This is a genomic window from Streptomyces sp. NPDC048211, from assembly GCF_043202315.1.
GTDB lineage: Bacteria > Actinomycetota > Actinomycetes > Streptomycetales > Streptomycetaceae > Streptomyces.
In genome coordinates this window covers 40,896-64,209 of the sequence record NZ_JBIDAD010000017.1, presented here as the reverse complement: position 1 = coordinate 64,209, position 23,314 = coordinate 40,896, and the positions used below count along the sequence as shown (strand labels likewise).

The 23,314-nt window shown below is 70.8% G+C and carries 27 protein-coding genes; 12 read left to right on the top strand and 15 right to left on the bottom strand.

The genetic code is table 11. The annotated features are described in order from the left end of the window. The first annotated feature begins 5 nt into the window (after window positions 1-5). Window positions 6-1,001 carry an aldo/keto reductase gene (locus ACGFZA_RS37790; RefSeq protein ID WP_385283955.1) on the top strand — a complete coding sequence of 332 codons (996 nt, stop codon included), beginning with the start codon at window positions 6-8 and terminating at the stop codon, window positions 999-1,001. Between the two features lie 37 nt (window positions 1,002-1,038). Here the strand turns inward: ACGFZA_RS37790 and ACGFZA_RS37785 are convergent, their stop codons facing one another. The 3 genes from ACGFZA_RS37785 to ACGFZA_RS37775 form a co-directional block, all read right to left on the bottom strand. Then, window positions 1,039-2,691: a serine/threonine-protein kinase gene (locus ACGFZA_RS37785; protein ID WP_393685214.1), complete on the bottom strand. Its 1,653-nt coding sequence runs from the start codon at window positions 2,689-2,691 to the stop codon at window positions 1,039-1,041. 119 nt (window positions 2,692-2,810) lie between these two features. Next, window positions 2,811-3,785: a prolyl aminopeptidase gene (gene pip, locus ACGFZA_RS37780; RefSeq protein ID WP_393685212.1), complete on the bottom strand. Its 975-nt coding sequence runs from the start codon at window positions 3,783-3,785 to the stop codon at window positions 2,811-2,813. Between the two features lie 46 nt (window positions 3,786-3,831). Further along, window positions 3,832-4,530, bottom strand: coding sequence for a hypothetical protein (locus ACGFZA_RS37775; RefSeq protein WP_393685210.1), 699 nt, complete (start codon window positions 4,528-4,530; stop codon window positions 3,832-3,834). Window positions 4,531-4,626: 96 nt separating this feature from the next. On the opposite strand from ACGFZA_RS37775, the gene ACGFZA_RS37770 reads away from it, so the two are divergent. Next, window positions 4,627-5,127 carry a hypothetical protein gene (locus ACGFZA_RS37770; RefSeq protein ID WP_393685208.1) on the top strand — a complete coding sequence of 167 codons (501 nt, stop codon included), beginning with the start codon at window positions 4,627-4,629 and terminating at the stop codon, window positions 5,125-5,127. 22 nt (window positions 5,128-5,149) lie between these two features. Here ACGFZA_RS37770 and ACGFZA_RS37765 read toward each other — a convergent pair whose 3' ends face one another. Both ACGFZA_RS37765 and ACGFZA_RS37760 read right to left on the bottom strand, forming a co-directional pair. Continuing rightward, entirely contained in the window at window positions 5,150-5,833 is a 684-nt protein-coding gene (locus ACGFZA_RS37765; RefSeq protein ID WP_385283989.1) for a glycoside hydrolase family 11 protein, read from the bottom strand. Window positions 5,834-6,161: 328 nt separating this feature from the next. Next, complete coding sequence (locus tag ACGFZA_RS37760; RefSeq protein WP_393685206.1) at window positions 6,162-7,556, bottom strand: collagen-binding domain-containing protein; 1,395 nt, start codon at window positions 7,554-7,556, stop codon at window positions 6,162-6,164. Window positions 7,557-7,888: 332 nt separating this feature from the next. On the opposite strand from ACGFZA_RS37760, the gene ACGFZA_RS37755 reads away from it, so the two are divergent. Together ACGFZA_RS37755 and ACGFZA_RS37750 are read left to right on the top strand one after the other, a co-directional pair. Further along, entirely contained in the window at window positions 7,889-8,890 is a 1,002-nt protein-coding gene (locus ACGFZA_RS37755) for an endonuclease/exonuclease/phosphatase family protein (protein ID WP_393685204.1), read from the top strand. A gap of 107 nt (window positions 8,891-8,997) precedes the next feature. After that, window positions 8,998-10,053, top strand: coding sequence for a hypothetical protein (locus ACGFZA_RS37750; RefSeq protein ID WP_393685202.1), 1,056 nt, complete (start codon window positions 8,998-9,000; stop codon window positions 10,051-10,053). Between the two features lie 95 nt (window positions 10,054-10,148). Here ACGFZA_RS37750 and ACGFZA_RS37745 read toward each other — a convergent pair whose 3' ends face one another. After that, entirely contained in the window at window positions 10,149-10,790 is a 642-nt protein-coding gene (locus ACGFZA_RS37745; RefSeq protein ID WP_393685200.1) for a GNAT family N-acetyltransferase, read from the bottom strand. Window positions 10,791-10,889: 99 nt separating this feature from the next. After that, complete coding sequence (locus ACGFZA_RS37740) at window positions 10,890-11,042, bottom strand: hypothetical protein (protein ID WP_393685197.1); 153 nt, start codon at window positions 11,040-11,042, stop codon at window positions 10,890-10,892. A 224-nt stretch (window positions 11,043-11,266) separates the two neighbouring features. Here ACGFZA_RS37740 and ACGFZA_RS37735 point away from each other — a divergent pair, with 224 nt between their 5' ends. Together ACGFZA_RS37735 and ACGFZA_RS37730 are read left to right on the top strand one after the other, a co-directional pair. Then, window positions 11,267-11,845, top strand: a complete 579-nt coding sequence (locus tag ACGFZA_RS37735) for a dihydrofolate reductase family protein (protein ID WP_393685195.1) — start codon at window positions 11,267-11,269, stop codon at window positions 11,843-11,845. Window positions 11,846-12,041: 196 nt separating this feature from the next. Continuing rightward, window positions 12,042-12,635, top strand: coding sequence for a hypothetical protein (locus tag ACGFZA_RS37730; RefSeq protein WP_385283923.1), 594 nt, complete (start codon window positions 12,042-12,044; stop codon window positions 12,633-12,635). A gap of 32 nt (window positions 12,636-12,667) precedes the next feature. Here ACGFZA_RS37730 and sigJ read toward each other — a convergent pair whose 3' ends face one another. Next, window positions 12,668-13,585 (bottom strand): RNA polymerase sigma factor SigJ, encoded by a 918-nt coding sequence (gene sigJ / locus ACGFZA_RS37725; RefSeq protein WP_393685193.1) that lies wholly within the window; start codon window positions 13,583-13,585, stop codon window positions 12,668-12,670. Between the two features lie 102 nt (window positions 13,586-13,687). On the opposite strand from sigJ, the gene ACGFZA_RS37720 reads away from it, so the two are divergent. Then, window positions 13,688-14,053 (top strand): hypothetical protein, encoded by a 366-nt coding sequence (locus ACGFZA_RS37720; RefSeq protein ID WP_385283918.1) that lies wholly within the window; start codon window positions 13,688-13,690, stop codon window positions 14,051-14,053. Between the two features lie 122 nt (window positions 14,054-14,175). On the opposite strand, the gene ACGFZA_RS37715 is transcribed toward ACGFZA_RS37720, so the two are convergent. Further along, on the bottom strand, window positions 14,176-14,724 hold the full coding sequence (locus ACGFZA_RS37715) for a DUF1062 domain-containing protein (protein ID WP_393685190.1): 549 nt from the start codon (window positions 14,722-14,724) through the stop codon (window positions 14,176-14,178). A gap of 430 nt (window positions 14,725-15,154) precedes the next feature. On the opposite strand from ACGFZA_RS37715, the gene ACGFZA_RS37710 reads away from it, so the two are divergent. Next, the gene (locus tag ACGFZA_RS37710) at window positions 15,155-16,168 is read left to right on the top strand and encodes a DUF3533 domain-containing protein (protein ID WP_393685253.1); all 1,014 of its coding nucleotides are present in this window, start codon (window positions 15,155-15,157) and stop codon (window positions 16,166-16,168) included. 146 nt (window positions 16,169-16,314) lie between these two features. On the opposite strand, the gene ACGFZA_RS37705 is transcribed toward ACGFZA_RS37710, so the two are convergent. The 5 genes from ACGFZA_RS37705 to ACGFZA_RS37685 all read right to left on the bottom strand — a co-directional run bounded on the left by ACGFZA_RS37705 (window position 16,315) and on the right by ACGFZA_RS37685 (window position 19,518). Then, window positions 16,315-17,055: an alpha/beta hydrolase gene (locus ACGFZA_RS37705; RefSeq protein ID WP_393685188.1), complete on the bottom strand. Its 741-nt coding sequence runs from the start codon at window positions 17,053-17,055 to the stop codon at window positions 16,315-16,317. A 204-nt stretch (window positions 17,056-17,259) separates the two neighbouring features. Next, complete coding sequence (locus tag ACGFZA_RS37700) at window positions 17,260-17,733, bottom strand: hypothetical protein (RefSeq protein WP_393685186.1); 474 nt, start codon at window positions 17,731-17,733, stop codon at window positions 17,260-17,262. 117 nt (window positions 17,734-17,850) lie between these two features. Beyond that, window positions 17,851-18,465, bottom strand: coding sequence for a hypothetical protein (locus ACGFZA_RS37695; RefSeq protein WP_393685184.1), 615 nt, complete (start codon window positions 18,463-18,465; stop codon window positions 17,851-17,853). A gap of 4 nt (window positions 18,466-18,469) precedes the next feature. Then, the gene (locus tag ACGFZA_RS37690) at window positions 18,470-18,709 is read right to left on the bottom strand and encodes a DUF397 domain-containing protein (protein WP_393685182.1); all 240 of its coding nucleotides are present in this window, start codon (window positions 18,707-18,709) and stop codon (window positions 18,470-18,472) included. Then, window positions 18,706-19,518 carry a helix-turn-helix domain-containing protein gene (locus ACGFZA_RS37685; protein WP_393685180.1) on the bottom strand — a complete coding sequence of 271 codons (813 nt, stop codon included), beginning with the start codon at window positions 19,516-19,518 and terminating at the stop codon, window positions 18,706-18,708. Before ACGFZA_RS37685 ends, ACGFZA_RS37690 begins: the two co-directional genes overlap by 4 nt. 82 nt (window positions 19,519-19,600) lie before the next feature. Here ACGFZA_RS37685 and ACGFZA_RS37680 point away from each other — a divergent pair, with 82 nt between their 5' ends. The 4 genes from ACGFZA_RS37680 to ACGFZA_RS37665 all read left to right on the top strand — a co-directional run bounded on the left by ACGFZA_RS37680 (window position 19,601) and on the right by ACGFZA_RS37665 (window position 22,565). Next, the gene (locus ACGFZA_RS37680) at window positions 19,601-20,026 is read left to right on the top strand and encodes a hypothetical protein (RefSeq protein ID WP_393685178.1); all 426 of its coding nucleotides are present in this window, start codon (window positions 19,601-19,603) and stop codon (window positions 20,024-20,026) included. 110 nt (window positions 20,027-20,136) lie between these two features. Further along, window positions 20,137-21,150: a hypothetical protein gene (locus ACGFZA_RS37675; RefSeq protein WP_393685176.1), complete on the top strand. Its 1,014-nt coding sequence runs from the start codon at window positions 20,137-20,139 to the stop codon at window positions 21,148-21,150. Between the two features lie 93 nt (window positions 21,151-21,243). Continuing rightward, window positions 21,244-21,903 (top strand): TetR/AcrR family transcriptional regulator, encoded by a 660-nt coding sequence (locus ACGFZA_RS37670; protein ID WP_393685174.1) that lies wholly within the window; start codon window positions 21,244-21,246, stop codon window positions 21,901-21,903. Between the two features lie 68 nt (window positions 21,904-21,971). Then, a complete protein-coding gene (locus tag ACGFZA_RS37665; protein ID WP_219571738.1) occupies window positions 21,972-22,565 on the top strand; it encodes a helix-turn-helix domain-containing protein in 594 nt (197 codons plus the stop codon). On the opposite strand, the gene ACGFZA_RS37660 is transcribed toward ACGFZA_RS37665, so the two are convergent. Further along, window positions 22,501-23,256 (bottom strand): GDSL-type esterase/lipase family protein, encoded by a 756-nt coding sequence (locus ACGFZA_RS37660; RefSeq protein ID WP_393685172.1) that lies wholly within the window; start codon window positions 23,254-23,256, stop codon window positions 22,501-22,503. The genes ACGFZA_RS37665 and ACGFZA_RS37660 overlap by 65 nt on opposite strands. Between the last annotated feature and the right edge of the window lie 58 nt (window positions 23,257-23,314).

The window sequence follows — 23,314 nt, the reverse complement described above, 5'->3', positions numbered from 1 at the left end:
GCCCCATGAAGTACACACATCTGGGACGCACGGGACTCGAAGTCAGCCGCCTCGTACTGGGCACCATGAACTTCGGTCCGCAGACCAACGAGTCCGACAGTCACACGATCATGGACGCCGCGCTCGACGCGGGCGTCAACTTCTTCGACACCGCGAACGTCTATGGCTGGGGCGAGAACAAGGGCCGCACCGAGGAGATCCTCGGTACCTGGTTCGCCCAGGGCGGCGAGCGCCGGGACAAGGTCGTCCTGGCGACGAAGGTGTACGGGAACATGGCCGCCGAAGGCGACGCCTGGCCCAACCACCACAAGCTCTCCGCGCTGAACATCCGGCGCGCCGTCGACGCCAGCCTCAAGCGGCTCCAGACGGACCACATCGACCTGTACCAGTTCCACCACATCGACCGGGACACCCCGGTCGACGAGATCTGGCAGGCCGTCGACGTCCTGATCCAGCAGGGCAAGATCCTCTACGCGGGCTCGTCCAACTTCGCCGGCTGGAAGATCGCGCAGACCAACGAGACGGCGCAGCGCCGGGGTTCGTTCGGCCTGGTCAGTGAGCAGTGCCTCTACAACCTCGCGGAGCGCCGCGCGGAGATGGAGGTCATCCCGGCCGCGCAGGAGTACGGCCTCGGTGTCATCCCGTGGTCGCCGCTGCACGGCGGACTGCTCGGCGGCGCGATCCGCAAGGAGAGCACCGGCGGCTCCGCGCGCTCGACCACCGGCCGGTCCGCCGAGACGCTCGCCGACCCCGCGGCGCGGGCGCAGATCCAGGCGTACGAGGACCTGCTCGACAAGCACGGCCTGGAGCCCGGCGAGGTGGGCCTGGCCTGGCTGCTGACCCGTCCCGGTGTCACGGGCCCGATCAGCGGTCCGCGCACCCTGGAGCAGCTGGAGTCCGCGGTGCGCGCGGTCGACCTGGAGCTCTCGGACGAGCTGCTGGCCGGCCTCGACGAGATCTTCCCGGGCCCGGGCCCGTCGCCGGAGGCCTTCGCCTGGTAGGTCCGGCCGGCCGGGCGGCCCGGGGCGCTGTGCGCGCTCAGGCCGTCCGGCCGCTCCGACGCGCGGACGGGGCCAGGATCCGGCCCAGCAGCGCGGCGGTGACGAGCCATACGCCGCAGGCGACCGGGACCGCGCCGACGGTTTCGAGCGGGGAGCGGTGGGCGAGTACCGCCCAGGCGCCGACGCCGTTGATCCAGCCGCTCATGGAGAGGATCAGCGCCGCGCGCGGCGAGAGGCGGAGCCGGGCGATGAGCTGGTCCGCGATCAGTACCCCCACCGTCAGCGCGGCGACGCAGGCCGCGAACGCGATCACGAAGTAGCGCCCGACGATCACGTCGGTTGCCGCGTAGTCGATGGCCGTACCGCCCACGCCGAGGGGGACGGCGAGCAGGAGTGCGGAGACGAGCCGGGTGAAGAGCGACTTCTCCTGTGGGTCGAACACGTTGGCGAACCCCTGGGCGCCGGACATGCCCAGCAGCCAGCCGAGTGCGGTGCCGGCGAGTACCCCCTCCGTGCCGGCCGGGGAGCACCCGGCAACCAGGAGCGCCGCGACCAGTGCCGTACCTCCACCGGCGAGCCAGGTGGCCCCGACGGTCCGGGTGGAGATCACCCCGTCGCGCGACGCCCGCCCGGTGATGCGCAACCGCGGGGGCGTGGCCGGACGCTGCGGGCTGCTCGGGAGCGGGAGCGGGTACGCCGGCATCGACGGCTGGAAGGGGAGCGTGGGCGGGACCGGCGGATGCGGGACCGGGGCGGCGGGAGCCGCGGTGCGCGGGACGGACCCGAGGACGGCCCGGGACTTCTCGGCCGGGGCGGGTGGCGCTGCCCCACTCGGTCCGGAAGCGATCGCGGCCCTCAGGAGAGCAGCCGTCTCCGCCGCGTCCGCGGGCCGCTCGCCCGGCTCCTTGGCGAGTAATCGCAGGACTATCGCGTCTAGTTCACCGAATCCGGCGAGGTCCGCGCGCCGGGCGCTCGGCGGCTCGGGGGCGTCGCCGAGGTGCTGCGCGAGGACGGCCGTACCGGCTCCGGTGAACGGCGGTCCGCCGGTCAGCAGGGTGTGGAGCAGGCAGCCGAGGGAGTACAGGTCGCTGCGGTTGTCCAGGACGTCGGGCGCCCGTATCTGCTCCGGCGACATGTACAGCGGGGTGCCGACGACGAAGCCGACGGCGGTCAGGTCGGTGTGGGTCATCGCGGCGGCCGACGACAGCATGCGCGCGATCCCGAAGTCGAGGATCTTGATGGTGCCGTCCGCGGTGAGAAGGACGTTGGCCGGCTTGATGTCACGGTGCACGATGCCCGCCCGGTGTGCCGTCTCCAGCCCCGCGCAGATCTCGACGCCCCAGCCCATCACCTCTTCGGGCGAGGGGAGTTGTGGCTTCCGGCTCTCCAGCACAGCCCCGAGGTCCCGGCCCTGGAGGTGCTCCATGACCAGGTACAGCACGCGTTCCCCCGCCACCTGCGCCTCGCCGAAGTCGTGCAGGGTGACGATGTGCGGGCTCGACAGTCCGCCGACGACCCGGGCCTCACGGGCGAAGCGGGTGGCCGAGGTGTCCTCGTCGATGCGGGAGAGGATCTTGACCGCGACCTTGCGCCCGATGCGTTCGTCCTCGGCCACCCAGACCCGGCCCATACCGCCCGAACCCATCGGCTCCGTCAGCCGGTACCGTCCGTCGAGAATCTCGTCACGCATCGCTCGCCCCCGCCTCATCTCGCGTTGCCTGCCTGCTACATGATGGACCGCCAGATATGGCGTTGCCCAGCGCATCCCGGTGCCCGCCCGTGGTCGCGGCCGCTCAGCCCGGCGGCCCGCTACCCGGCGAACCGGTCCAGCGCCGCCCGCACCGCCCGGCTCGTCGCCACCCCGCCCAGATGCCCCGCGTCCTCGATCACCGTCAGTTCCGCGTCCGGCCACGCCTTCGCCAGCTCCCACGCGGTGGCCGGCGGACCGCCCATGTCCAGGCGCCCGTGCACCAGTACGCCCGTGATTCCCGCCAGCCGTCCCGCGTCCCGGATCAGTTGGCCCTCCTCCAGCCATGCGCCGCGGGAGAAGTAGTGCGCGCAGATCCGCACCAGGGCCAGCCTCGCCCTGCCGGGGCGCCCGCTGTACGGAGGCGGTCCGGTGTACGCCTCCATGGAGAGCACCGCGTCCTCCCAGGCACACCAGTCGGCCGTGGCCCGTGCCCGTACCTCCGGGTCGGGGCTCTCCGTCCGCCGGGCGTAGGCGGCGAGCACGTCCGGGGTCGCGTCGCTCGCCGCCTCCGGTACGCCGGCCCGGAACGCGTCCCACGCTTCGGGGAAGAAGCGGCCGGCGCCCCGGTACAGCCAGTCGATCTCGGAGCGGCGGCTCGTGGTGACGGCCGGGATCACGATCTCGCTGACCCGCTCCGGGTGCCGCTCGGCGTACGCGAGGATCAGCGTGGAGCCCCAGGACCATCCGTACAGCAGCCACGTGTCGATGCCGAGGTGGACGCGCAGCAGCTCCATGTCGGCGATCAGGTGGCCCGTCGTGTTGTGCCGCAGGTCGGTGGCCGGGGCGCCCGCGTGCGGGGTGGAGCGGCCGCAGTTGCGCTGGTCGAAGAGGATCACCCGGTAGCGGTCCGGGTCGAAGTCCTGCCGGGGGCGCGGTGTGCACCCGGAGCCGGGGCCGCCGTGCACGACCAGGGCGGGCTTTCCGGCCGGGTTGCCGCACGCCTCCCAGTACACGAGGTTGCCGTCGCCCACGTCGAGCATGCCGTGCTCGTACGGTTCGGCCGGCGGGTACCTGTCGTCGGGGCGACGTTCCATGGCGCTTCTTCCTCCCTGTTGTGCCTGTCCTTGCTTCTGCCGGTCCTCAGCCCTTGACCGCGACGTGGTACGCGGAGGCCCACAGCACCGCGGCCGATGCCAGGCCCACCACGGCCCGCACGCTCTCGTCCGTCAGGCCGGCCGCGAGGAGGGCGAATCCGGCGACACCGACGACGCTCAGCAGGACGGCCGTCACCTTGTACTGCCACTGGTCGTAGAAGCGCGCGAGCGGGAAGAAGTGCAGGCCCACCACGAGGGCGATGGCCGCCGGGATGAACCCGGGGTGCCCGGAGGCGTTGGAAGCCGCGATCACCGCGAAGATCGCCACGACCTCGACGCCGTTCACGATGCCGATCGCGCGGCCCCAGTTCGGCGGCAGGCTCACCAGGCGCGGCGAGGGCGCCGCCCCCTTGCGGTAGGCGAGGAGGACCGCCACCGCGGTGAGGGCCACCGCGACGATCTCGACGGCCGTGGCGGCGCCCGACGTTGCGAGCCCGGACGCACCGGCGAACGCCCAGACGACGGCGAACACCGACAGGACGAGGGTGCCCCGGCGGCGCAGACTGCGGGTGAGGGCCAGGCACTCGGCGTCCGTGGCCGAGGGGTCCGACGGTCCGGAGGGCGAGGTGGGCGTGGCCGAGGAGTCCGGCCGCCCGGAGGGTGAGGCGGGCGTGGCGGAGGCCGCGGATATGCCGGGAGCGGGAGTTCCCGAGGGCGCCGGCGATTCGGGTGTCATGGGCGTCATGCGCGGAGAGTACAGCGATCATGCTCTCCGGCTGCCGGTTTTCCGGCGGCGGGTGGGTGCCGGATGACGTACCGCTCCGCGGCGTAGCCTGGAAGCGTGAATTCCACTCCCGAGGTACTGGCCGTACTCGGCGGGCTGCTCGCCGCCGCAGCTCCCGAAGACCGCGGAGCTCTCTGGCAACTGGACAAGCAGGGGCGGGAGTTGGATGCCAACCTGGTCCGGCTGCCGCCGGGAGCCGAGGTGGGGGAGCATCAGGAGGACGTCCTGGACGTGCTCCTCGTGGTCCTCGAAGGCGACGGCCGCCTCACTCCGGGCGGTGGCGCCGACGTTCTCCCTCTGAGTCCCACCACGGTCATGTGGCTGCCGCGCACCTCGCGCCGCTCCCTGACCGCGGGCCCGGACGGCCTCGCCTACCTCACGGTGCACCGCCGCCGGCCGGGCCTCTCGATCGGGAGCGCGCCGGCCGCCGCCGTGACGCACGAGGGGGGCGAGGCGCCCTGCTCCCTGGACCGGGTCTGCCCCGAGTGCGGCCGGATGTCGCAGGAGTCCGCACCTAAGTACTGCGGCGAGTGCGGGGAGCGCTTCCCGGGGCGCTGATCCAGGGAGCCGGGGGCCGGGGCTATCCGCTGACGGTGATGCGGGAGTTGCCGCTGCTCTGGTAGCCCTCGGTCGCGAGGATCATGTAGTAGTTGAAGCTGCCCAGGGGCATCCCGTGGGCGGCCCACGCGTCGAAGTGGTTGCCCGTGGTGATGCTTCCGCCGGTCCGCTTCGACTGCCGGACGCTCCAGTACTGGTCGAACGTCCTGGTGCCCTCGACGGAGGGGGCGTTGGTCCGGGTGGTCCGGTAGATGTCGTACGTACCGCCGTCGCTGCTGACCGTGCCCTTGTACGTGCCCGTGGGCCGGTAGGTGCCCCAGTTGTCGACGATGTAGTACTCCACCAGCGGGTTGGCCGTCCAGCCGTAGAGGGCCAGGTAGGCGTTGCCCGACGGGTTGAAGCTGCCCGAGTAGTTCACGGTCCGGCGTGCGCCGTTGCTCCATCCCTTGCCGGCCACGAAGTTGCCGACGTTGCTCCATGAGGTGCCGTAACCGCCGCCGGAACTCAGGTTCATGGAGACCGATCCGCCGCCGTCGGTCCAGAAGGAGTAGTAGAAGCCGTTGTTGGTGCCGGTCTGGTTCGTGGTGATGGTCGTGTCGGCGTGGGCGGTGCCGGGCAGGACGAGCGCGGTCGTCGCCAGCGCCAGGGCGCCGGCGCCCCCGATGAAGCCGCGGCGGCTGAGCGGCTGGGCGGGAGTGCTGTCCATGTTCATGGTTCCTCCTCGTGAAGGCTGACCGGTGTGACGCCGACAGGCTCGTGTGACGTCATGTCCGTGTCAACAGTTTCGGCAGGGATTGCGAAACTTCAGCTCCTATTCGGGCGCCCTTGAGGGGAAATACTCCCTGATCAAAAGCCCCGCTCAGATGAATGAGCGGGGCTTTGTGAGTGGAGGCTTGAATTCAGGACGGTTGGCAGGGTCGGTTAATTCCGAAAGTTTCGAGGAAAGCTCCGATCAATATCTGGCTGTCCGGTGGTAGCCAGTGGACAGCGCATGGCGGAAGGCGGGCGGCGGTAGGTGGATGTCCGTGCGGAGGTCAGTGCCGGGGGCGACGGCGACGCCCCAGGAGGAAGAGGCCGGCGGCGACGAGGGCGAGACTTCCGCTCGCCGCGATGAGGGTGGTGGAACTGCCGGTGTCGGCGAGCCCGCCGCCCGGGTGGTGATCGCCGTGATCGCCGTGGTCGCCGTGGTCGCCGTGGTGGCCCGGCGGCGGCGTGGGACGGAAGGGCGTGCGGGTCGCGGTCGGCTCGGTGGGCGTCGGCGTCTGATCGGTCGGGGTCGGCGTCGGCGTCGGTTCTGTGGGGGTGGGGCTCGGTGACATGCCGGTGGGCGACGGTGTGGGGGAGGGGGACTCGTCTCCGGTGCAGTCGATCTCGGCGGCGAACGGGAACTGGTGGATCTCGCCGGCGTCGACGGAGGAGCCGTCGGCCGAGAGGGGGCCAGCGGTGAACTCCCGCGCCACGATCGTGCCCTCGATGTTGGAGGGGTCGAGGTCGGTGAGGTCGGCCCGGGGCGCGAAGATCGTGCCCTCCAGGGAGTCGCCGTCCGCCAGGGTGATGTCCGTGGCGTCCGGGAAGTTCCACAGCATGTACGGGGCCTGGTCGCCCGAGACGCCGGCGAGGTTGGGGACGTGCCAGACGTACGTACTGCCCGTCCCCGTCGTGTCGACGTTGACCACGAACGGCGTCATCGCCGACGGGGGCGTGTCGAAGGTGATCTCGGACAGGTTGTTGAGGTCCTCGCCGGTCAGGTCGAGGACGTTCGTCTCGCCTTCGGTGAGGACGATGTGGGCGGTCGTTCCCGCCGGGAAGCCGGTCTGCTCGGGCAGCGGGTTCCTCTCGGCGTCGCGCAGGACGACGTTGGTGTCGCAGGTGGCGATGGCGTCCGAGCGGTCCCGGTAGGTCGTGAAGAGCGCGTCGAGATCGGGCAGACCGGTGGTGTCCGTGACGGAGTCGAGGGGCTGATGGATCGTTGTCTCGATCCGGGGCGTCGAGTTGTAGCCCGCGCCGGACGCCACCGCCTGCGTGGCGACGTCGGCGTCGTTGCTGTCCTGGTTCAGGACGTCCGTGCCGGTCGGGTCGCCGATCTTCAGGTAGCCGTCGTTGAGCACCTTCAGCACGCCCTGCGGTGAGCTGCCCGCGTGGTCGACCCTGCCGCCCACGAGCAGGGCGGTCGGCCGGGCGTCACCGGGTGCGGTGAAGGTGCCGGGGGTGTGCAGCGCGACGTTGTACCCGGGTCCGTAGGTGAGGTTCCCGCCGATGGCCACCGAGCCCTCGGTCTCGGTGCTGCCCAGGGTGGCGTCGCCCTGGACGATCACGCCGAAGCCGTTGTCCCCTGCCAGCGGATTGCCCGAGTAGTCGGCCGCGGCGGGGACGGCGGTGGCCAGGCACAGGACGCAGACGGTTGCGGCGGCGAGACTGGTGCGTTTCATGCCGGGGACCGTAGAGGCGAGGCCCGGCCCCTACGGCGAGACGAGGCCGCGGGGTCACCCACACGGCCACCGCACTCCCTCCACTGGCGGCCACCCACTCCGGGTTCGGGCTCCCGCTCCGCTTCCGTATCTCGTTCGGGCGGCCGCCTCCTGTTCGAGTCCCGGTTCCGCTTCCGGTTAAGGCCTGACTCCGATTCAGGTGCCGGTTCCCGGCGGGGCGATGCCCGGCCGGAGCGGGGCGCCGAGGGGGCCGCGCGCACACGTCCGGAACTGCCCGCCCCCGTCATCCGTCCTGGACAGCAAGGCCGAGCAGACGGGAATCACGGAACATCATGGCGGAACGGGCGGACAGCGGTGTGATCACGACGGCGAAGGCCGGCGTCTCCTGGCGGGCGTGGGAGCGCCCGGGGCGGTGGGCGCGAGGCCGGGTGATCGCCGGGCTCGCCCTGATCACGGCGCTCCTGCTCGCCTTCCCCCGGGTGTTGCCCAACCGGCCCGGCCATCTGGGAAGTCTGCTGGAGGCGTTCCTGCCGTGGCTCGGCCTCGCGGTCGTTCCCCTGCTCGGCGCCGCCCTGCTGCGCCGCTCGGCCACCGCGCTGCTGTCCCTGCTCCTGCCGCTCGCGGCCTGGGCGTACGCGTTCGGCGGGTTGTTCCTCGCCGCGCCGGCGCCCGGCGAACGGGACCTGGTCGTGGTGCAGCACAACGTGAGCGACGAGAACACGGACCCGGCGGGCACGGCCCGCGCCCTGGCGGAGGCCGAGCCGGACCTGATCGCGCTGGAGGAACTGGTTCCGGCCGCCCTGCCCGCGTACGAGAAGGCACTCGCCCCCGACTTCCGGTTCCACGAGGTCCGGGGCACGGTCGGGATCTGGTCGAAGCACCCGCTCTCCGACACGCGTGCGGTGGACATCAAGCCCAAGGAGATCACGGAGGGCTGGAGCCGTTGCCTGCGCACCGTGGTCCACACTCCGTACGGCGAAGTCGCCGCCTACGTGGCCCACCTGCCCTCGATCCGCGTCGGCGCCGGCGGGTTCGCCTCCTCCTGGCGGGACGAGAGCGCCCACCTGCTGGGCAGGGCCGTCGCCGCCGAGACCGTCGGCAAGGTGATCGTGCTGGGCGACCTCAACAGCACGGTCGACGACCGCGGACTCTCTCCCCTGACCTCGCAGCTGAACACGTCGGAGCGCGGCTTCGCGTTCAGCTACCCCGCGTCCTTCCCCCTGGCCCGGATCGATCAGGTCCTGGCCCGCGCCGCGACGGTCGGACGCATGCGCACCCTGCCCGCCACGGGCAGCGACCACCTGCCGGTCACCGCCCGCGTCACGCTGCGCTGAGCACGTCACGCCTGCGTGTGGGCGGCCTGCCGGGCCGTGTGATGATGCACGCGATCATGGGCCGGTCCCGGGGAGGGCCTCGCGAGCGACAGGGGCGGGAACGCAGCATGGGCAAGGGTGGGACGTCCATACCGGACGAGGAGTGGGAGCGCTTCCTGCGGGACGCGGAGGCGGAGACCGCCGGTGCGCCCGAGGAGCCGTCGGCGCGGGCCCGGACGGTGGCACACCGGCAGACGGGGGAGCCCGGCCCGCCGGAGGGATGGCGTACGTATCAGCAGCCGAAGCCGTCGAGGGGCAGGGCCCGGTACCTCGTCGGATTCCTCGTGGCCGTCGCCCTGCTCGGCGTCTCTCTGGACCCCGGACGGGTGGCCGGATGGTTCGGACGGGGCGGTGGGACCGCGCCCGTCGCCGCCGAGGAACTCCCCACCCTCGACGAACCGTTCAGAGGATCGCCCGCAGCCGGATGGGGAGACGGAGGCTCCGCGCTCGCCCTGCCCGAGGCGCGTGCCACGGGCTGGATGAACAAGGCGCAGGTGGCCCGGGCACTGGAACGGTCCCGGGACTTCCTCGTCGCGTCCAGCCTCGATCACGGCGTGCTGCGCGGGGAGCGACCCGACCGGGCGATCGCGCTGATGAATCCGCACCAGAAGGACGTGCGGACGTACGTGACCGCGGCCCTCCGCACGCCGAACGCCGAGCACGATCCCCTACTCCTCTTCAGCCGCTTCGCGCCGTCGAAGCTGCGGGTCGTCGGGAAGGTGGTGAAGACCAGCGGCCGGATCACGTACCGCGAGGGCAAGCGCGGCGCGGTCGAGGTGACGACCGATGTCACGTACGTGTACCCGTTGGTCCGCGCCGCGGCGGGCAGCGACGAGGTCACGCGGACGATCGTGCGCCGCGAGATCGTGATGGGCTGGGACAACCCGGCGAAGGTCATGACGGAGCCGGGGACGTTCACCCTGATCTCGTACCGGTCGGACACCGCCAACGGCGGCTGCACGAACCACACCGGCTACTTCGTCCCCGTGTTCACGGCCGAACGTGCCGTCGCCGAGGTTCCGTACGACGGAGCCGTCGTCGACCCGTACGACCGGAACCCGTCGATGGACACCCTGGTGCCGGACGAGGGCCAGGGAGAGTGCGGAACCGCCACCCGGCTGTGAGCGGGGCACGGATCCGTGCCCTGAGGCTCATGGCTCAAGGTCCGTGCCCGCAGGCTCACACCCGACGCTCAAGTCCGATGGTTCACGTCCGAGGTTCAAGCCCGAAGGTCCATGCCCAGGATGAACGCGCTCGGCTCCTCGACGAGTTCCTCGAACCCCAGGTGCCGGTAGAAGCCGACCGCGGCGGCGTTCGCCTTGCCCACGCCGAGGTGGACGCCGGGGACGCCGCGGGTGCGCAGAGCCCCGAGCAAGGTGTGCATCAGGCGGGATCCGTTGCCGCCGCCCTGCGCCTCGGGCAGGAGATCGATGTGCAGATGGGCGGGGTAGGCGGCCGCCACGTCGGCCGACGCGGTAGGGGGACGGTCGATCCATCCTCGGGCGAAGGCGTCGGGCGACCCCTCGCGGCTCGGCGCACCGCTGTGCCGGGCACGGAGTGCGGGCCACCACTCCCGTTCGAGGGTCTGCTCGAACGCGACGGTGTCGGCGACGCCGAGGACGTACCCGGAGACGGGCTCGCCCGCGCGGGCGAGGACCCAGGCGAGATCGGGGGCGTACCGGAGATACGGGCCGAGGAAGATGTCGCCGGGGAGCCGCGGGTCCTCGAACGAGCCCGTCGCGTCCTTGCCCGATGCCGCGGTGCGCAGGCAGATGTCGTAGAGCCGGTCGGTCTCCGCCGCGTCGTCCGTGCGGGCGGCGCGGATCTCGAACTCTGCGGCTGATTGCGGACGGTCGTTCACGGGCGCCTCTCGGGGAGCGGACGAGGAGTCGACGGCCGGGGGCGCCTTCGACCTCGAAACGATACGGCGCCCGCGCTCACCGCCGTACGGCCGCGGCACTCAGGCGATCCCGCCGTTCGCGTAGAGGACCTGCCCGTTGACCCAGCGGTGGAGCGGCTCACCCGCGCGCAGCGCGCGGGTGAGATCCGCGCCGAGGTCGATCCCCAGGTGGTCGTGGACCAGCTCTGGCCGGGAGCCCTTTCCGTATTCCACTCCAACGGGCGCACGGTTGAGCGAAGGAAATGTGGCACCCATCAGAAGGGCCGGTCGCCCGCAGATCCACCGACCGGGCGGCCTTCCCGCCGGTTGCGGATGCGGGGCGCCGGTGCGCCTGCGGGAATTCCGGTTCCGGCCGCCCACGGGCGATGAGTATCGCCATCGACGCCAGTCTGCAGGGACAGCGAAACCCGCTGCCCGACGCACGTGAGGGGAATGTCATGACCGCCACCTACACATTCGACGTCTTCACCAGCCTCGACGGCTTCGGCGGTGCCGGAGGCGACTGGACCGGCTACTGGGGCAAGCAGGGCCCGGAACTCCTCGACCACCGCCTCGGCCTGTACCGCGACGAGCAGCGGATGGTCTTCGGCGCGAACTCGTACCGGCTGTTCGCGCAGATGCTGGCCGAGAGCACCGAGGACTCCGACGTACGTGACCCCTGGGTGACCCGTATGAGGAGCCTGCCGGCCACGGTGGTGTCGACCACGCTCGAAGGCCCCCTCGACTGGCCGGAGGCGACCGTGGCACACGGCGACGCCGTCGACGTCGTCGCCGGGCTCAAGAAGGTGTCCGACGTCCCGTTGCGCTCGCACGGCAGCCTGTCGATGAACCGGGCGCTGATGGCCGCCGGTCTGGTCGACCTGGTCCAGGTCACGCTGTTCCCCGTGATCACGGGGCGGACGGGGGAGGCTCCGATCTTCAAGGGCGCGGCCGATTTCGACCTCGAACTGATCGAGCAGCGAACGCTCGACGGCCACATCCAGGAACTCACCTACCGGCCCACGCTGCACGCCTGAGCCGTCCCGGCCGCGCTGCTTGTGCCAGCCCTGCGGTCCCGCGCCGTCCCGGCCGCGCTGCACGCCTGAGTCGCGCCGGCCCACGCTGCACGCCTGAGTCGCGCCGGCCCGCGCTGCACGCCTGAGCCGTCCCGGCCCGCGCCGGTGCACCGTCCGTCACATCGGGGCTGTCAGTGGCGCGTTGTACGTTGCGGGCATGGGCGTATACCTGGTCAGTGTCGGCGCGGAGGAATGGTTCGGCGGGGAGGAGGACGGGCAGGGGCAGATCGCCGCGGCGCTCAACGACGCGCTGCGGCAACGGGGCCTGCCGGCCTACGAGTCCGTGCCGGAGGAGCAGGGCTTCGTCCGTGATTCGGGGCAGGCCTTCGAGGAGAAGCTGAGCTCCCCGATCGACGGGTTCGAGGCGCTGTGCGAGGCCCACCTCTCGCAGGAGGAGACCGAGACCCTCTCCGGCTGGTCGGTGCTGGTGCCGTTCTCGCTCGACGAGGAGATACGGCTGCCCGTCGGTTGCGCCTACAGCGAGTCGACCGTGGTCGCCGGCGCTCCCCAGGTGCTGGCCCTCGCGAAACGGCTGGCGGCCGCCATCGAGCTGCCGGCCGAGACCCCGCGCATGTGCGACAACCTCGATCTGACCATGTGGTTCATGGACGGAGCGGCGAAGGAACTGGCCGCCTCCCGACCGGCGCCGGAGCCATGGGGCAGTGACCTGTCCACCGCCTTCTACGTCGCGCTCTTCCTGCGCGCGGCCGAGCACGCGATGCGGCGGGGCTGCCCCCTCGTGTACTGCTGACACCGGCCCCCGCGCCTGCGCGGGCGGACCCGTCACGCCTCCGCCCTCACCCAGGGCCGCAGCTTCTCCGGATTGCGGACCACCCAGATCCGCTTGACGCGCCCGTCGACGACCTCGAACGAGGCGACGGTCATGACCGCGCCGGCCCGCTGCGCCACCAGTCCCGGCACCCCGTTGACCGACCGTTCCAGGAGTTCGAGCCCGGGGGCCTTGTCCGCGATGGCGACCATGTACTGGGCGATCAGCGCGCCGCCCTCGATCGGGCGCAGCGCGGCACCGACCAGACCGCCGCCGTCGGCGGTCATCACGGCGGCCGGGTCGAGGAGGTCGACGAGGGCCGCGATGTTCTTGCTCTCCCACGCCTCCTTGACGTGCCGCACCGCCTCGGCCCGTCCGGCTGCCGCCGTCACCGGGGCCTGCGCGTCGCGTACGCGTCGACGCGCCGAGGCCGCGAGCTGCTTGCACGCGGCGGAGGTGCGGCCGAGGACGTCGGCGATCTCGGCGAAGGGATAGCGGAAGACGTCGTGCAGGACGAACGCCACCCGCTCGGCCGGAGCCAGCGACTCCAGTACGACGAGGAAGGCCATGGTCACCGATTCGTCCAGGACCATCTGGTCGGCCGGGTCGGAGAGAGCGGTGCCGGTCCCCCACTCGGTGCGGTCGGGCAGCGGCTCGGGCAGCCACGCGCCGACATAGCGCTCACGCCGGGCCCGCGCCGATCCGAGCACGTCCAGGCAGATGCGGCCGGTCACCGTCGACAGCCAGGCGCCCGGGGACACGATGTCGGCCTGCCGGCCTCGCGGAAGCGCGTACCAGCGTGCGTAGGCCTCCTGGACGGCGTCCTCGGCCTCGGCCAGTGAGCCCAGCAACCGGTAGGCCACATTGAGTAGTTGGCGTCGCTCGCCGGCTATCGCGCCGGCACCCGTTCCTGCCGCCCCCGCTGTCCCCATGCTTCCGAACGCCCCCTCGCCTTACCTTTCGCGGGCCCGCGTCGTCGGGCTGGTACGACCATATCGATCTACTGCCCTCCGGGCGGAAAAGGGGACCGAGGCATGGCAACCCAGGCATCGGCAGCACAGCGCCGCTTCTCATTCCTTCAGATCGCGATAGCCCTGCAGACCCTGACCATCTTCCTTCAGGCGATCTCCGCCGGACTGCTGCTGACCTCGTCCTACGGGGAGACGCTGCACAGCGCGGGTGCCCGCGTCATGTACGGGGCGTCGATGCTGTACGTGATCGCGGCGGTGCTGGCGTGGAAGCCGGGCGGCGGCTCGCCCCGGCCGATCTGGTACGCGTCCGGCTTCCTCGTCCTCGCCTCGGTCCAGGTCGTACTCGGCATCGCGCACGTACCGTCGGTCCATCTTCCGCTGGGTGTCCTGATGTTCGGCCTGAGCCTGCTGGCACTGGCCCGGCGTTGAAGCCGGAACGGGCGGGGCAGGCCGGAGACGGGGCGGAAACTCCCGGGGCGAGGTTGCGGGGTGCCGGGCGGGCCCGTCCGGCGGTTCGTGCCGGACAGGCCCCGGTCCCGAGGACGGACGGATCAGCGCTTGAGCGTGAAGGTGAAGTCACCGGAGAGCCTGCCGCTCAGCCGGACCGCCGAAACGAGCTTCCCCTCGGTGATCAGCCGTTCGACCTCGGACCGCGAGAGGCCGCAGCCCTCAGCGACCAGGCGCGCCGGTCTGACCGGGATCCGCGCCAGGAAGCGGACCTCGATGTCGATCACCTCGCGGTCCAGGTGGTCCGTGCCGCCCGTGTCGAGGCGCCAGGCGCCGTCCCAGTCGAGGGCGATGTGATTGCGCCGCCGTACGGCCGGGTCCTGGAGCAGCTCGGCCGCCAGGCCGGGATCGTTGTCGTGCATCCGGTCCAGCAACTCGGGCCGTATGGAGCGCACGTGCGCCCGCTCCAGGATCGTGAGCCGGGTGGTCTCCCCGCATGACGTGCAGAGCGCGAGGAGCCAGGCGTCGAGCAGCTTGTGGTGCGCGTTGACGCGGAATTTGCCGTTCGCCCGGAAGCTCTCGGACGCGCACGTGTGGCAGCGGCGGAGAACGAGCGGCAGGCAAGTGGGCATGACAAACCAGGTGTTGAGCACAGGGGTACACCGATTTCGGGTGAGAGGACCGCAGCGGAAATCGGCGCGGCGCACAGTGCGACGCGCGACAGATCAGCAGTGGGGAGGTCTCACGCGATGTACAACGGGACGCCTTTGCCTGGACGACGTGGTTCGGCAGGACGGTAGAGGACCGCGGGGGAGGGGTTCCACCGGTTTTTGCGCGCCTCGCCCGGCGCGCCTTGCCCGCCGGGCCGTCGGCGGCCGCGTGCCCCCTGTCTGTGGGGGTGGTGTTGAGCCGAACGGAGGATGGAAGGCGTCGGCGTCGCGTGGCCCTTCGGCCCGGGAGCGGCTCCGGCCGAGGATGAGGCGGTTGCGGGGGAAACGGAACGGCGACTGCGGCGGGTGCGGTGTACAGATGAGTCATGAAGCGAGTCGTCCGGAAATCCGTGGAATTGGCTTCTTGGCGGAGTTGCGCGACGCGATCTCGACGCGGGCCGTGCTCGTCATGCTGGGCGTGCTTCTGCTCCAACTCGGATTCGCACTTTCCTACATGGGTGCTTTTCACGCGCCGAAGGCTCACCGGATTCCGATGGTGGTCGTCGCACCGGCGCCGGTGGAGAAGGAACTGGTGGCCCGGCTCAACGCGTTGGAGGGCGACCCCTTGCAGGTCAGCGCGGTCGCGGACGTGGCCCAGGCCAGGTCCCGGATCCTTGAGCGGCGGGCGGACGCCGCCCTTGTCGTCGCCCCGGTGGGACGCACCGACGCCCTGCTCATCGCCTCGGCGGGCGGGCCGTCCGCGGGGGACGCCGCCACGAAGGTCCTGCGGGTGGTGGACACGGCTCAGGGCCGCAAGATCGTCGTGCGTGACATCCGGCCGCCCGCGGCGGGTGACTCGCGGGGCCTCTCGTCCTTCTACCTGGTGCTCAGCTGGACGATCGGCGGCTACCTCGCCGCATCGGCCCTGAACATGGCGGCCGGTTCCAAGCGACCCACCCTCCGCCGTGTCCTCGTACGGCTGGCGGCCATGGTGCCGTACGCCTTCGTCTCCGGCATCGGGGGCGCGATCATCGTCGGGCCCGTCCTGGACTGCCTGCCGGGCGCCTTCTGGGAGCTCGTCGGCATCGGCACGCTGGTGGTGTTCGCCTCGGGAGCCGTGGGGGTGGCCCTGCAATCGCTGGCGGGCACGATCGGGCTCGGCCTGACCATTCTCCTGTTCACCGTCCTCGGCAACCCCAGTTCGGGCGGGGTGTACCCGGCCTCGCTGCTGCCGCCGTTCTGGCGGGCGATCGGACAGGCGCTCCCGCCCGGGGCCGGTACGACCGTGGTGCGCAACACCGTCTACTTCGACGGGAACGCCACCACCGGCGCCCTGTGGATCCTCGGCGCGTGGGCCTTCGCCGGACTCGTCGTGGCCATCCTGTCCGCAGCCCTGCGCGGTCGGCGGGGACCCGTACGCGCCGACACCGCCGGCACCACGGCCTGACAGCCGACGGGAACGGCGGACACGGCTTGAGCAGCCTGCCGCCGGCAGCCGGCCGCCGCTCGTCGAGGAGACCGGTACACGTCCTCCTCGACGAGCGGCGAACCGGCCGTCGGCCGTCAGCTCCTACGGTCTGCTGCCGGCCGGTCTCACCTCAGGTGCCGGGCGAAGAACTGGCCCGCGGCGTCCCCGGCGAACTGCGGGACGCCGGTGTGCCCGCCCATATTGGCGTTCAGCGTCTTCTCCTTGGAGCCGAAGGCGTCGAACAGGTCCAGGGCCGCCTGCCGGTCGTTCCCCTCGTCGTCCCATTGCATAAGGACGTGCAGGGGGATGGTGACCCGACGGGCCTCCTCGAACACGGAGCGAGGCACGAAGCTCCCCGCGAACAGGCCCGCGGCCACGATGCGCGGCTCGACCGCTGCCAGCCGGATGGCGACGGAGATCACTCCCCCCGAGAACCCGACCGGGCCTTCGACCTCGGGCAGCGCGAGGAGGGCGTCCAGGGCGGCCCGCCACTCCGGGACCGCCCGGTCGACCAGCGGCAGGACGAGCGCGTCGACGATCTCGTCACCGACCGGTTCGCCGGCCTCCATCGCCCGGCGCATGGCGGCGCGGGCCTGTTCGACGGCGGGCATGCGGGGCCGGTCCCCGCTCCCGGGAAGCTCGATGGTCGCCGAGGCGAAGCCGTCCGCTGCGGCCTGCCGGGCCCGGTCCACCAGCCGGGGGTACATCCTGCGCAGCCCGAGAGGAGGGTGGCCGAGCAGGATCAGCGGCACCGGAGTGGATGCGGATGCGGACGCGGGCGTCCACAGGATGCCGGGGATCTCGCCGAGGGTGAATGCGCGTTCGAGGACGCCGTCGTCGACGCGTTGTTCGGAGGTGAACTGCATGGTCGTGCCTTTCGGGAGTGCTGCTGAAGGCGCTCCCGGACGACCTATCGCCCGACCATGACTCCAGAGGGGAGCACCCATGTCGATACTGCGTTCACGGGTACCACCTCCTCGTTCTCTCGCACGGCCTCCGGGAGGTTAGCAGTGGCCGCTGCGGTCCGCCAAAGGGTTTCTTCCGGGGAGGCCGGTGACCGGCAGGCCCCTTCAGCCGGAAGCCAGACTGCTGTGCGCGGCGACCATGAACGCGGCCTTGTACGTCTCCAGGTGATCGTTCACCTCGGTGTCGCCGATCTCCCGCCACACCGCCTGGTTGAGCGCGTGCCCGTATGCGCGGACGGGGTCGTGCAGTCGCTGGTCGCACATCAGCATCACATGGTCCGATGCGGTCCACAGCGCTCTCATGACGGGACCGGCACCGGTCATCCAGCCGTCCTCGTCATCACCCCACGGGTCAGGACGGCGGTACGCGACCTGCTCGGCCTGCTGCGCACACGCGACGAACTCCTTCAGCACCGCGAGCCGTTCCGCCCGTCGGCTTTCCGCGACAGCCAACACCTGCCTGTGCCGCTCCGTACGCTCGGCGGACCGCTGCGTGGCACGCTGGGCAAAGGCGGTCAGCCCGCCGCCGAGCAGGACGCCGACGAGCGACAGAACGGGTGCCCAGATCTCACCGGTCATCGTGGATCCCCCAAGGTCGCGTGCGTGAGCATGGACATGCTACGTAGCGCGGTGCGGTCCGGAGGTGGATCGCTCAGGCATCCCGACGCGACAGCCCGGCAAGGGCTGTGGTGCCGGTCACTTCCGGGAAGGGAAGGCCTCGTCGAGCGTCGGGACCGAGAGCCGGCCGGACGTCATCGCGTCCAGGACGTCATCCACCTGGAGGTAGCGGCCCTGCTGGATCGCCGGTGTGACCTTGCCGATCGAGCCGGCTTCGCTGAGATGGAACACGGTCCACGACTGCGAGTACGTGTCCAGGGGCTCCCCGTCACGCACGATCTGCCGCGTCTGCGCGCTCGCGCTGCGGGTCCCGTCGATCTCCTGGTTGATGGTCTCCACCGCGTCGACCCCGAAGACCGTTCCCCCGCCGCCTCGTTGATACATCACCAGCATCCGGGGACGGGCCAGGGCCACGTGCTTGCTGTCGAGCGGGCAGATGTACGCGCGGTGCGTGGCGAGGTCCAGGAGCGCCTGTTCGGTCGCGGGCACGATCACCGCGTGGTTGTGCAGTGAGCGGAACCAGCCGATCGCGGCCTCCTCGTTCCACACGAGCTTGTTGCGATTGCGGGACACGGGATCGGCGACCAGGCCTCTGTACGCCATCAGCTCGATGCTGCGCGGCGGGCGTCCCACCAGGGCTCCGAAGTCGGCCCTGGTCAGGACCTCGGGCAGTTCGTCGAACCAGGTCGTCATCGAGCTATACCACCGTGTGCTTGAGGAAGGCCGCCCAGGCGGCGGGGGAGAGGGTGAGCGCGGGGACGGTGAGGTCCTTGGAGTCGCGGACGTGGATGGTGTGGGGGCGGGTTGCCACCTCGACGCAGTTGCCGCCCTCCTCGCTGCTGTGGCTGCTCTTGGTCCATGCGAGGGCGACCTCGATGCAGTTGCCGCTGTCGTTGCCGCTGTAACTGCTCTTGAACCAGGTGAGGTCGGTGCTCATACGTCCTCTGCCACCTCTTCGATCAGCTTCACAGACGCCTCCGGGCTGAGCGCCTGCGCCCGCAGAATGCCATATTTCCCGAACAGGTTCCCCAGGCGCGGTTGTTCGCTGATAAAGAAGCTGCCGCCCTGGCCTTCGATGTAGGCGAGCTGCCTCCGTTGCTGGTTCTCCAGCAGGACGAACGGTCCGTCCAGACCGGCATGAGACTCCCGATCCGGCGACATCACCTGTAGCTGTACGTTGCGGAGCTGGGCCACATCAAGGATGTGGAGCAACTGTTTCCGGCGCACATGCCGACCGCCGATGAGGCGGGTGAGGGCGCTGAGCTCCAAAACGAAACCGATGTCCGGAGCCGGCTTGCGGGTGATCACGCTCTGGCGTTTCAAGCGGGCGGCGACGCGTCCCTCGATCTCGTCGTCGTCAACGGATGGATACGTGTGGGCAAGCACGGTACGTGCATACTCCTCGATCTGAAGCAGACCGGGCACCACATGTGTTTCGTACTCGTGGCGGGCAAACGCGCGGGCCTCTTCTTCAGCGAACTCCTCGAACCACGAGGCCAAATGGCTGGTCCGCAGCGTCGCCCCTGCCGCGATCAGTGCACCCTGTGCACCCAGCGCCTCGTCCGCGCGTGCGACGAACGTTCCCTTGGGCGGCCGGGCGCCCCGCTCCACCATCGCCACCTGTGACTTGGAGAAGCCGATCTTTGCGCCCAGTGCCTCCTGCGAGAGGCCCGAGCGCTCCCGGAAGAATCGCAACAACGCCCCGAACATCTCGGCGTTACCGCCCCCGTGGTTACTGGTGTGCACAGCCCTGACCCCCAAGTGCACAACCGTGCACAGACGCCTCGTGTCCCTGGTCACGGTACGTGCGAGTGCCGACGCTTTCCGTATGGATCAGAAAAGTTCACCGGACCTGATGCCCTCCTGGATCCCCGCGACGGGCCACGCCCTCCGCCACGCCGGGATCCACTTCGACGCCGTGCGGATCATCGGCATCCTGGGCGAGCAAGTGGCGTACGAAGTCATGCAGTTCACGGATTTCCAGGCCGGGCCCATCGTCCGGTCGCGCATCGGCGAGCGGAGCATGTACTTCCTGCTGCCGCCCGGGAGTGCTCGCGCGTACCGATGGCCGGTGGGGGCCGAGGCGTTGGTGCGGGAGGGGGCGGCCTTCGTCGGGGTGCCTGCCGTGCACGGGCTGACGTACCCGCTGGACTGGCGTTCCCTGCCGAGCCCTCAAGTCCCGTTCGTGGATGCGGAACTGCTGTTCGAGCTGCTGCGGCAGGTGGTCGACGACGAGATTCCTGCTGTACGGTGATCGCGTCATTACGCTCCGTGCGCCTCGGCGCATGGGGCGGCCCCCGGCGGTGCTACCAACACCGTGCCGAGGGCCTTCACCCCACGATGGACAAGAGAGGTCCACCGAGAATGCTCTGCCATGCTATCTCGCCGTCCTACGGCTACGTGAAGGCCGCGCACGACGTCGTACGCCATCCGAAGCTCAACAGTGACGCGAAGATCCTGATCGCCTACGTGCAGGGCCTCCCCGAGAAGTGGGCCGACAAGCCCCTCGGTGAGCACGCCAAGAAGCTGGGCATGAAGGGCCGCGCCTACCAGAAGGCCAAGGGCCAGCTCAAGGAGAACGGGTACGTCCACGAGTGGCGGCGCCAGGACGGCGGCGGGCTCTGGGTGACCGATCAGCTCATGTCCAATGTTCCGCTCACGGACCATGAGGCCCGGCGCATCCATGACAAAAGAGCTGCATCGCCGCAGGTGGGACCGAGTGATCACTATCCGACGGTCGGTCGACCGAGTACTCGGTCGGTCGGTGGTCACCTACCTGAAGGTGAAGAACGGGAGAAGAACTCCTCCCACCCACCCACCGAAGAGCCGCAGCTTTCGAACGAGGCGGCGGAGGCCGAGACCGTGGAGCCCGAGCCCACGGACCCACACGTCATGGAGGCCGAGCGCGTGTTGCTCTCTCTCGGGCGCGTCGACGGCCGGCTGCGCCTAGGGGCCCGTGAGGCCCGGGGGCTGGCCGGGAAGGCCGCCGAATGGCTGCGGCGCGGGGTCGATGCGGCCGGGCTGCGGCTCGCGCTCACCAGGGGGCTGCCGAAGGACGGAGTGACGTATCCGTTCGGGTTCCTGGGCAAGCGGCTCGAAACCATGATGCCGTCGCCCGTACGCGTCGAGGAGCCCGCTCCCGCCCCTGTTGCCGTCAGGGAGTTCATCGCGTGCGAGGCGCAGGAGGAGGGGGCGGAGCATGTGTTCCGCCCCAGGGGGACCGAGACCGTGTGCCGGCCGTGCAGGCAGCGGGCCGCCTGGGAGACGCACACGGTCAAGTGGGACCGGCCCCGGGGCGACGGCTGGGAGGTGCCCGAGTCACTGCCCTGGCGGGAGCGGATCGCCGCTATCCAGGCGGAGATGGCCACCGTGGAGTGAGGCGTACGGCCGTTCGCGGTGTGGCGGTGACACCGTCCGCACGGTGGAGCGAGGACAGTGGGCCGGGGGGCCTGGACGGACCGAGGAGGACCGATGACGGATGCCGTGATGGAGCTGTGGAGCGGTGCAAGGGCGGCGCGGGACCCTGCGTGGGTGCGTGCGCAACTCATGGCGGCCGGGCGGACCTTGTTCGCCGTGTACGGCTACGCCCGTACCAGCGTCGAAGACCTGTGCGCATCGGCGCAGGTGGAAGTGCAGTACTTCTACCGTGAGTTCGAGTCGCGCGAGGCCCTGCTCGTCGATCTGTACGACGAGGTGGCGACGCGGGGCATGCGGGCGTCCGAGACGGAGCTGACCGCGGAGGGGATGGAGACCTGCCCGACCGAGGAGCGGGTGCGCCGGCTCTTCGACGCCTATGTGCGCGCCGTCACGCGGGACGCGAAGGAGGCGAGGGTGGCGTTCGTCGAGGTGCTCGGGGTGAGCAGGCAGATGGACGAGCACCTCACGAGGTGGCGGTCGGTGTGGGTGGAGTTCCTGACCCAGGAGGCGGAGCGCGCCAGAGGTCGGGGCCACATGGTCGACGGCAACCTCGCCGTGGTGGTGAAGGTGCTGACCCGGTCCGTCGACGAGCTCCTCGCGCATCATGGGCGCCGCCCCCGGCAGGTGCCGCCTGCCTGGCTGACCAGCGAGTTCACCCGGCTGTCCATGGCCATGATCGGACCGGTGGGCGGGGCGACGGACTCCTCCGGTTGACAACACCGCTTGCCGGGTCGGCAAATGGAGGGATGGCAGAGGACAAGGCTGGAACAGACGGCAGTGCGATGGGTGACGACGAGCTGTCGTCCGTCCTGACAGGGGTCGGGCCCCGGCTGCGCGCGCTGCGGACCGAGCGCGGGACCACGCTGGCGCAGCTGAGCGAGACGACCGGGATCTCGCTGAGCACGCTGTCCCGGCTGGAGTCCGGCGGCCGCAAGCCGACCCTGGAGCTGCTGCTTCCGCTGGCGAAGGCGTACGGGGTGCAGCTGGACGAGCTGGTGGGTGCCCCGGAGACCGGGGACCCGCGCGTCACCTTCCGCCCGTTCAAGCGGCACGGCATGACGTTCGTGCCGCTGACCCGGCACCTCAGCGGGGTGAACGCGTACAAGCAGGTCATGCCGGGTGCGACGGGCACGGAGGGGCCGGTCGAGCAGCGGGTGCATGAGGGGTACGAGTGGCTGTACGTGCTCTCGGGGCGGCTGCGGCTGGTGCTGGGGGATCACGACCTGGTGCTGACGGCGGGGGAGGTGGCCGAGTTCGACACGCATACCCCGCACTGGTGGGGGGCTGCGGGGCCGGAGCCGGTGGAGTTCCTCAGCCTGTTCGGACCGCAGGGGGAGCGGATGCACGTTCGGGCGAAGCCGACGGGGAAGGGATGAGGGGTTCGTTCGTGGTGCGGTAGGGACCGCCGATGCCCCACGCCTGGTGCATCGCGTCGGCGTAGGCGGCCGCGAGCCTGTGTTCGCCGGACGGGCCGGGGTGGGTGCCGTCGTACGTGTCCGTGTGGATGTCGTAGCCCGGCGGGTGCGAGGCCAGGAGGAGCGGCGACGCCGGGGTGTCGAGGTCGGCCACGGCCTTGGCGAGGAGCTCGTTGAAGCGGGCGCACTCGGCGGCGAAGGGGGCGTCCGACTCCGCCCGGATGTTCGGTATGACGGGGAGCAGCACACATCTGATGTGCGGGTTCGCCGTGCGGGCGGCGGTCAGGAAGGCGCGGGCGTTCAGTGCGGTCTGCTCGCTGTCCGTGTAGAAGCCGAGGTCTATCAGGCCGAGGGAGACGAGCAGGACGTCCGCCCGGTGCCCGGCGACCGTGTCCGCGATCACCGGGGCCATGTGCAGCCAGCCCTCGCCCCAGCCGGCCAGGTGGCGGCGGGCTTCGGCGGGGAAGCCGGGCGCGGCGTACGCGGTCGAGACGGGCGTGCCCGAGTCGGTGTCGTACAGCTCGGTGCGCGGGCCGACGAGCGCGTACGGGCCGTCGAAGGCCGCTTCGAGGTGCTGCCACATGCGGTAGCGCCATGTGAAGTCACCGGCGCGTCCGATGGTCATGGAATCGCCGACGCACATGAAACGCATGGCGCCATCATGGCGGATCATGGCTCCGGCCTGCGACGTGACGATGGACACTTGTGCC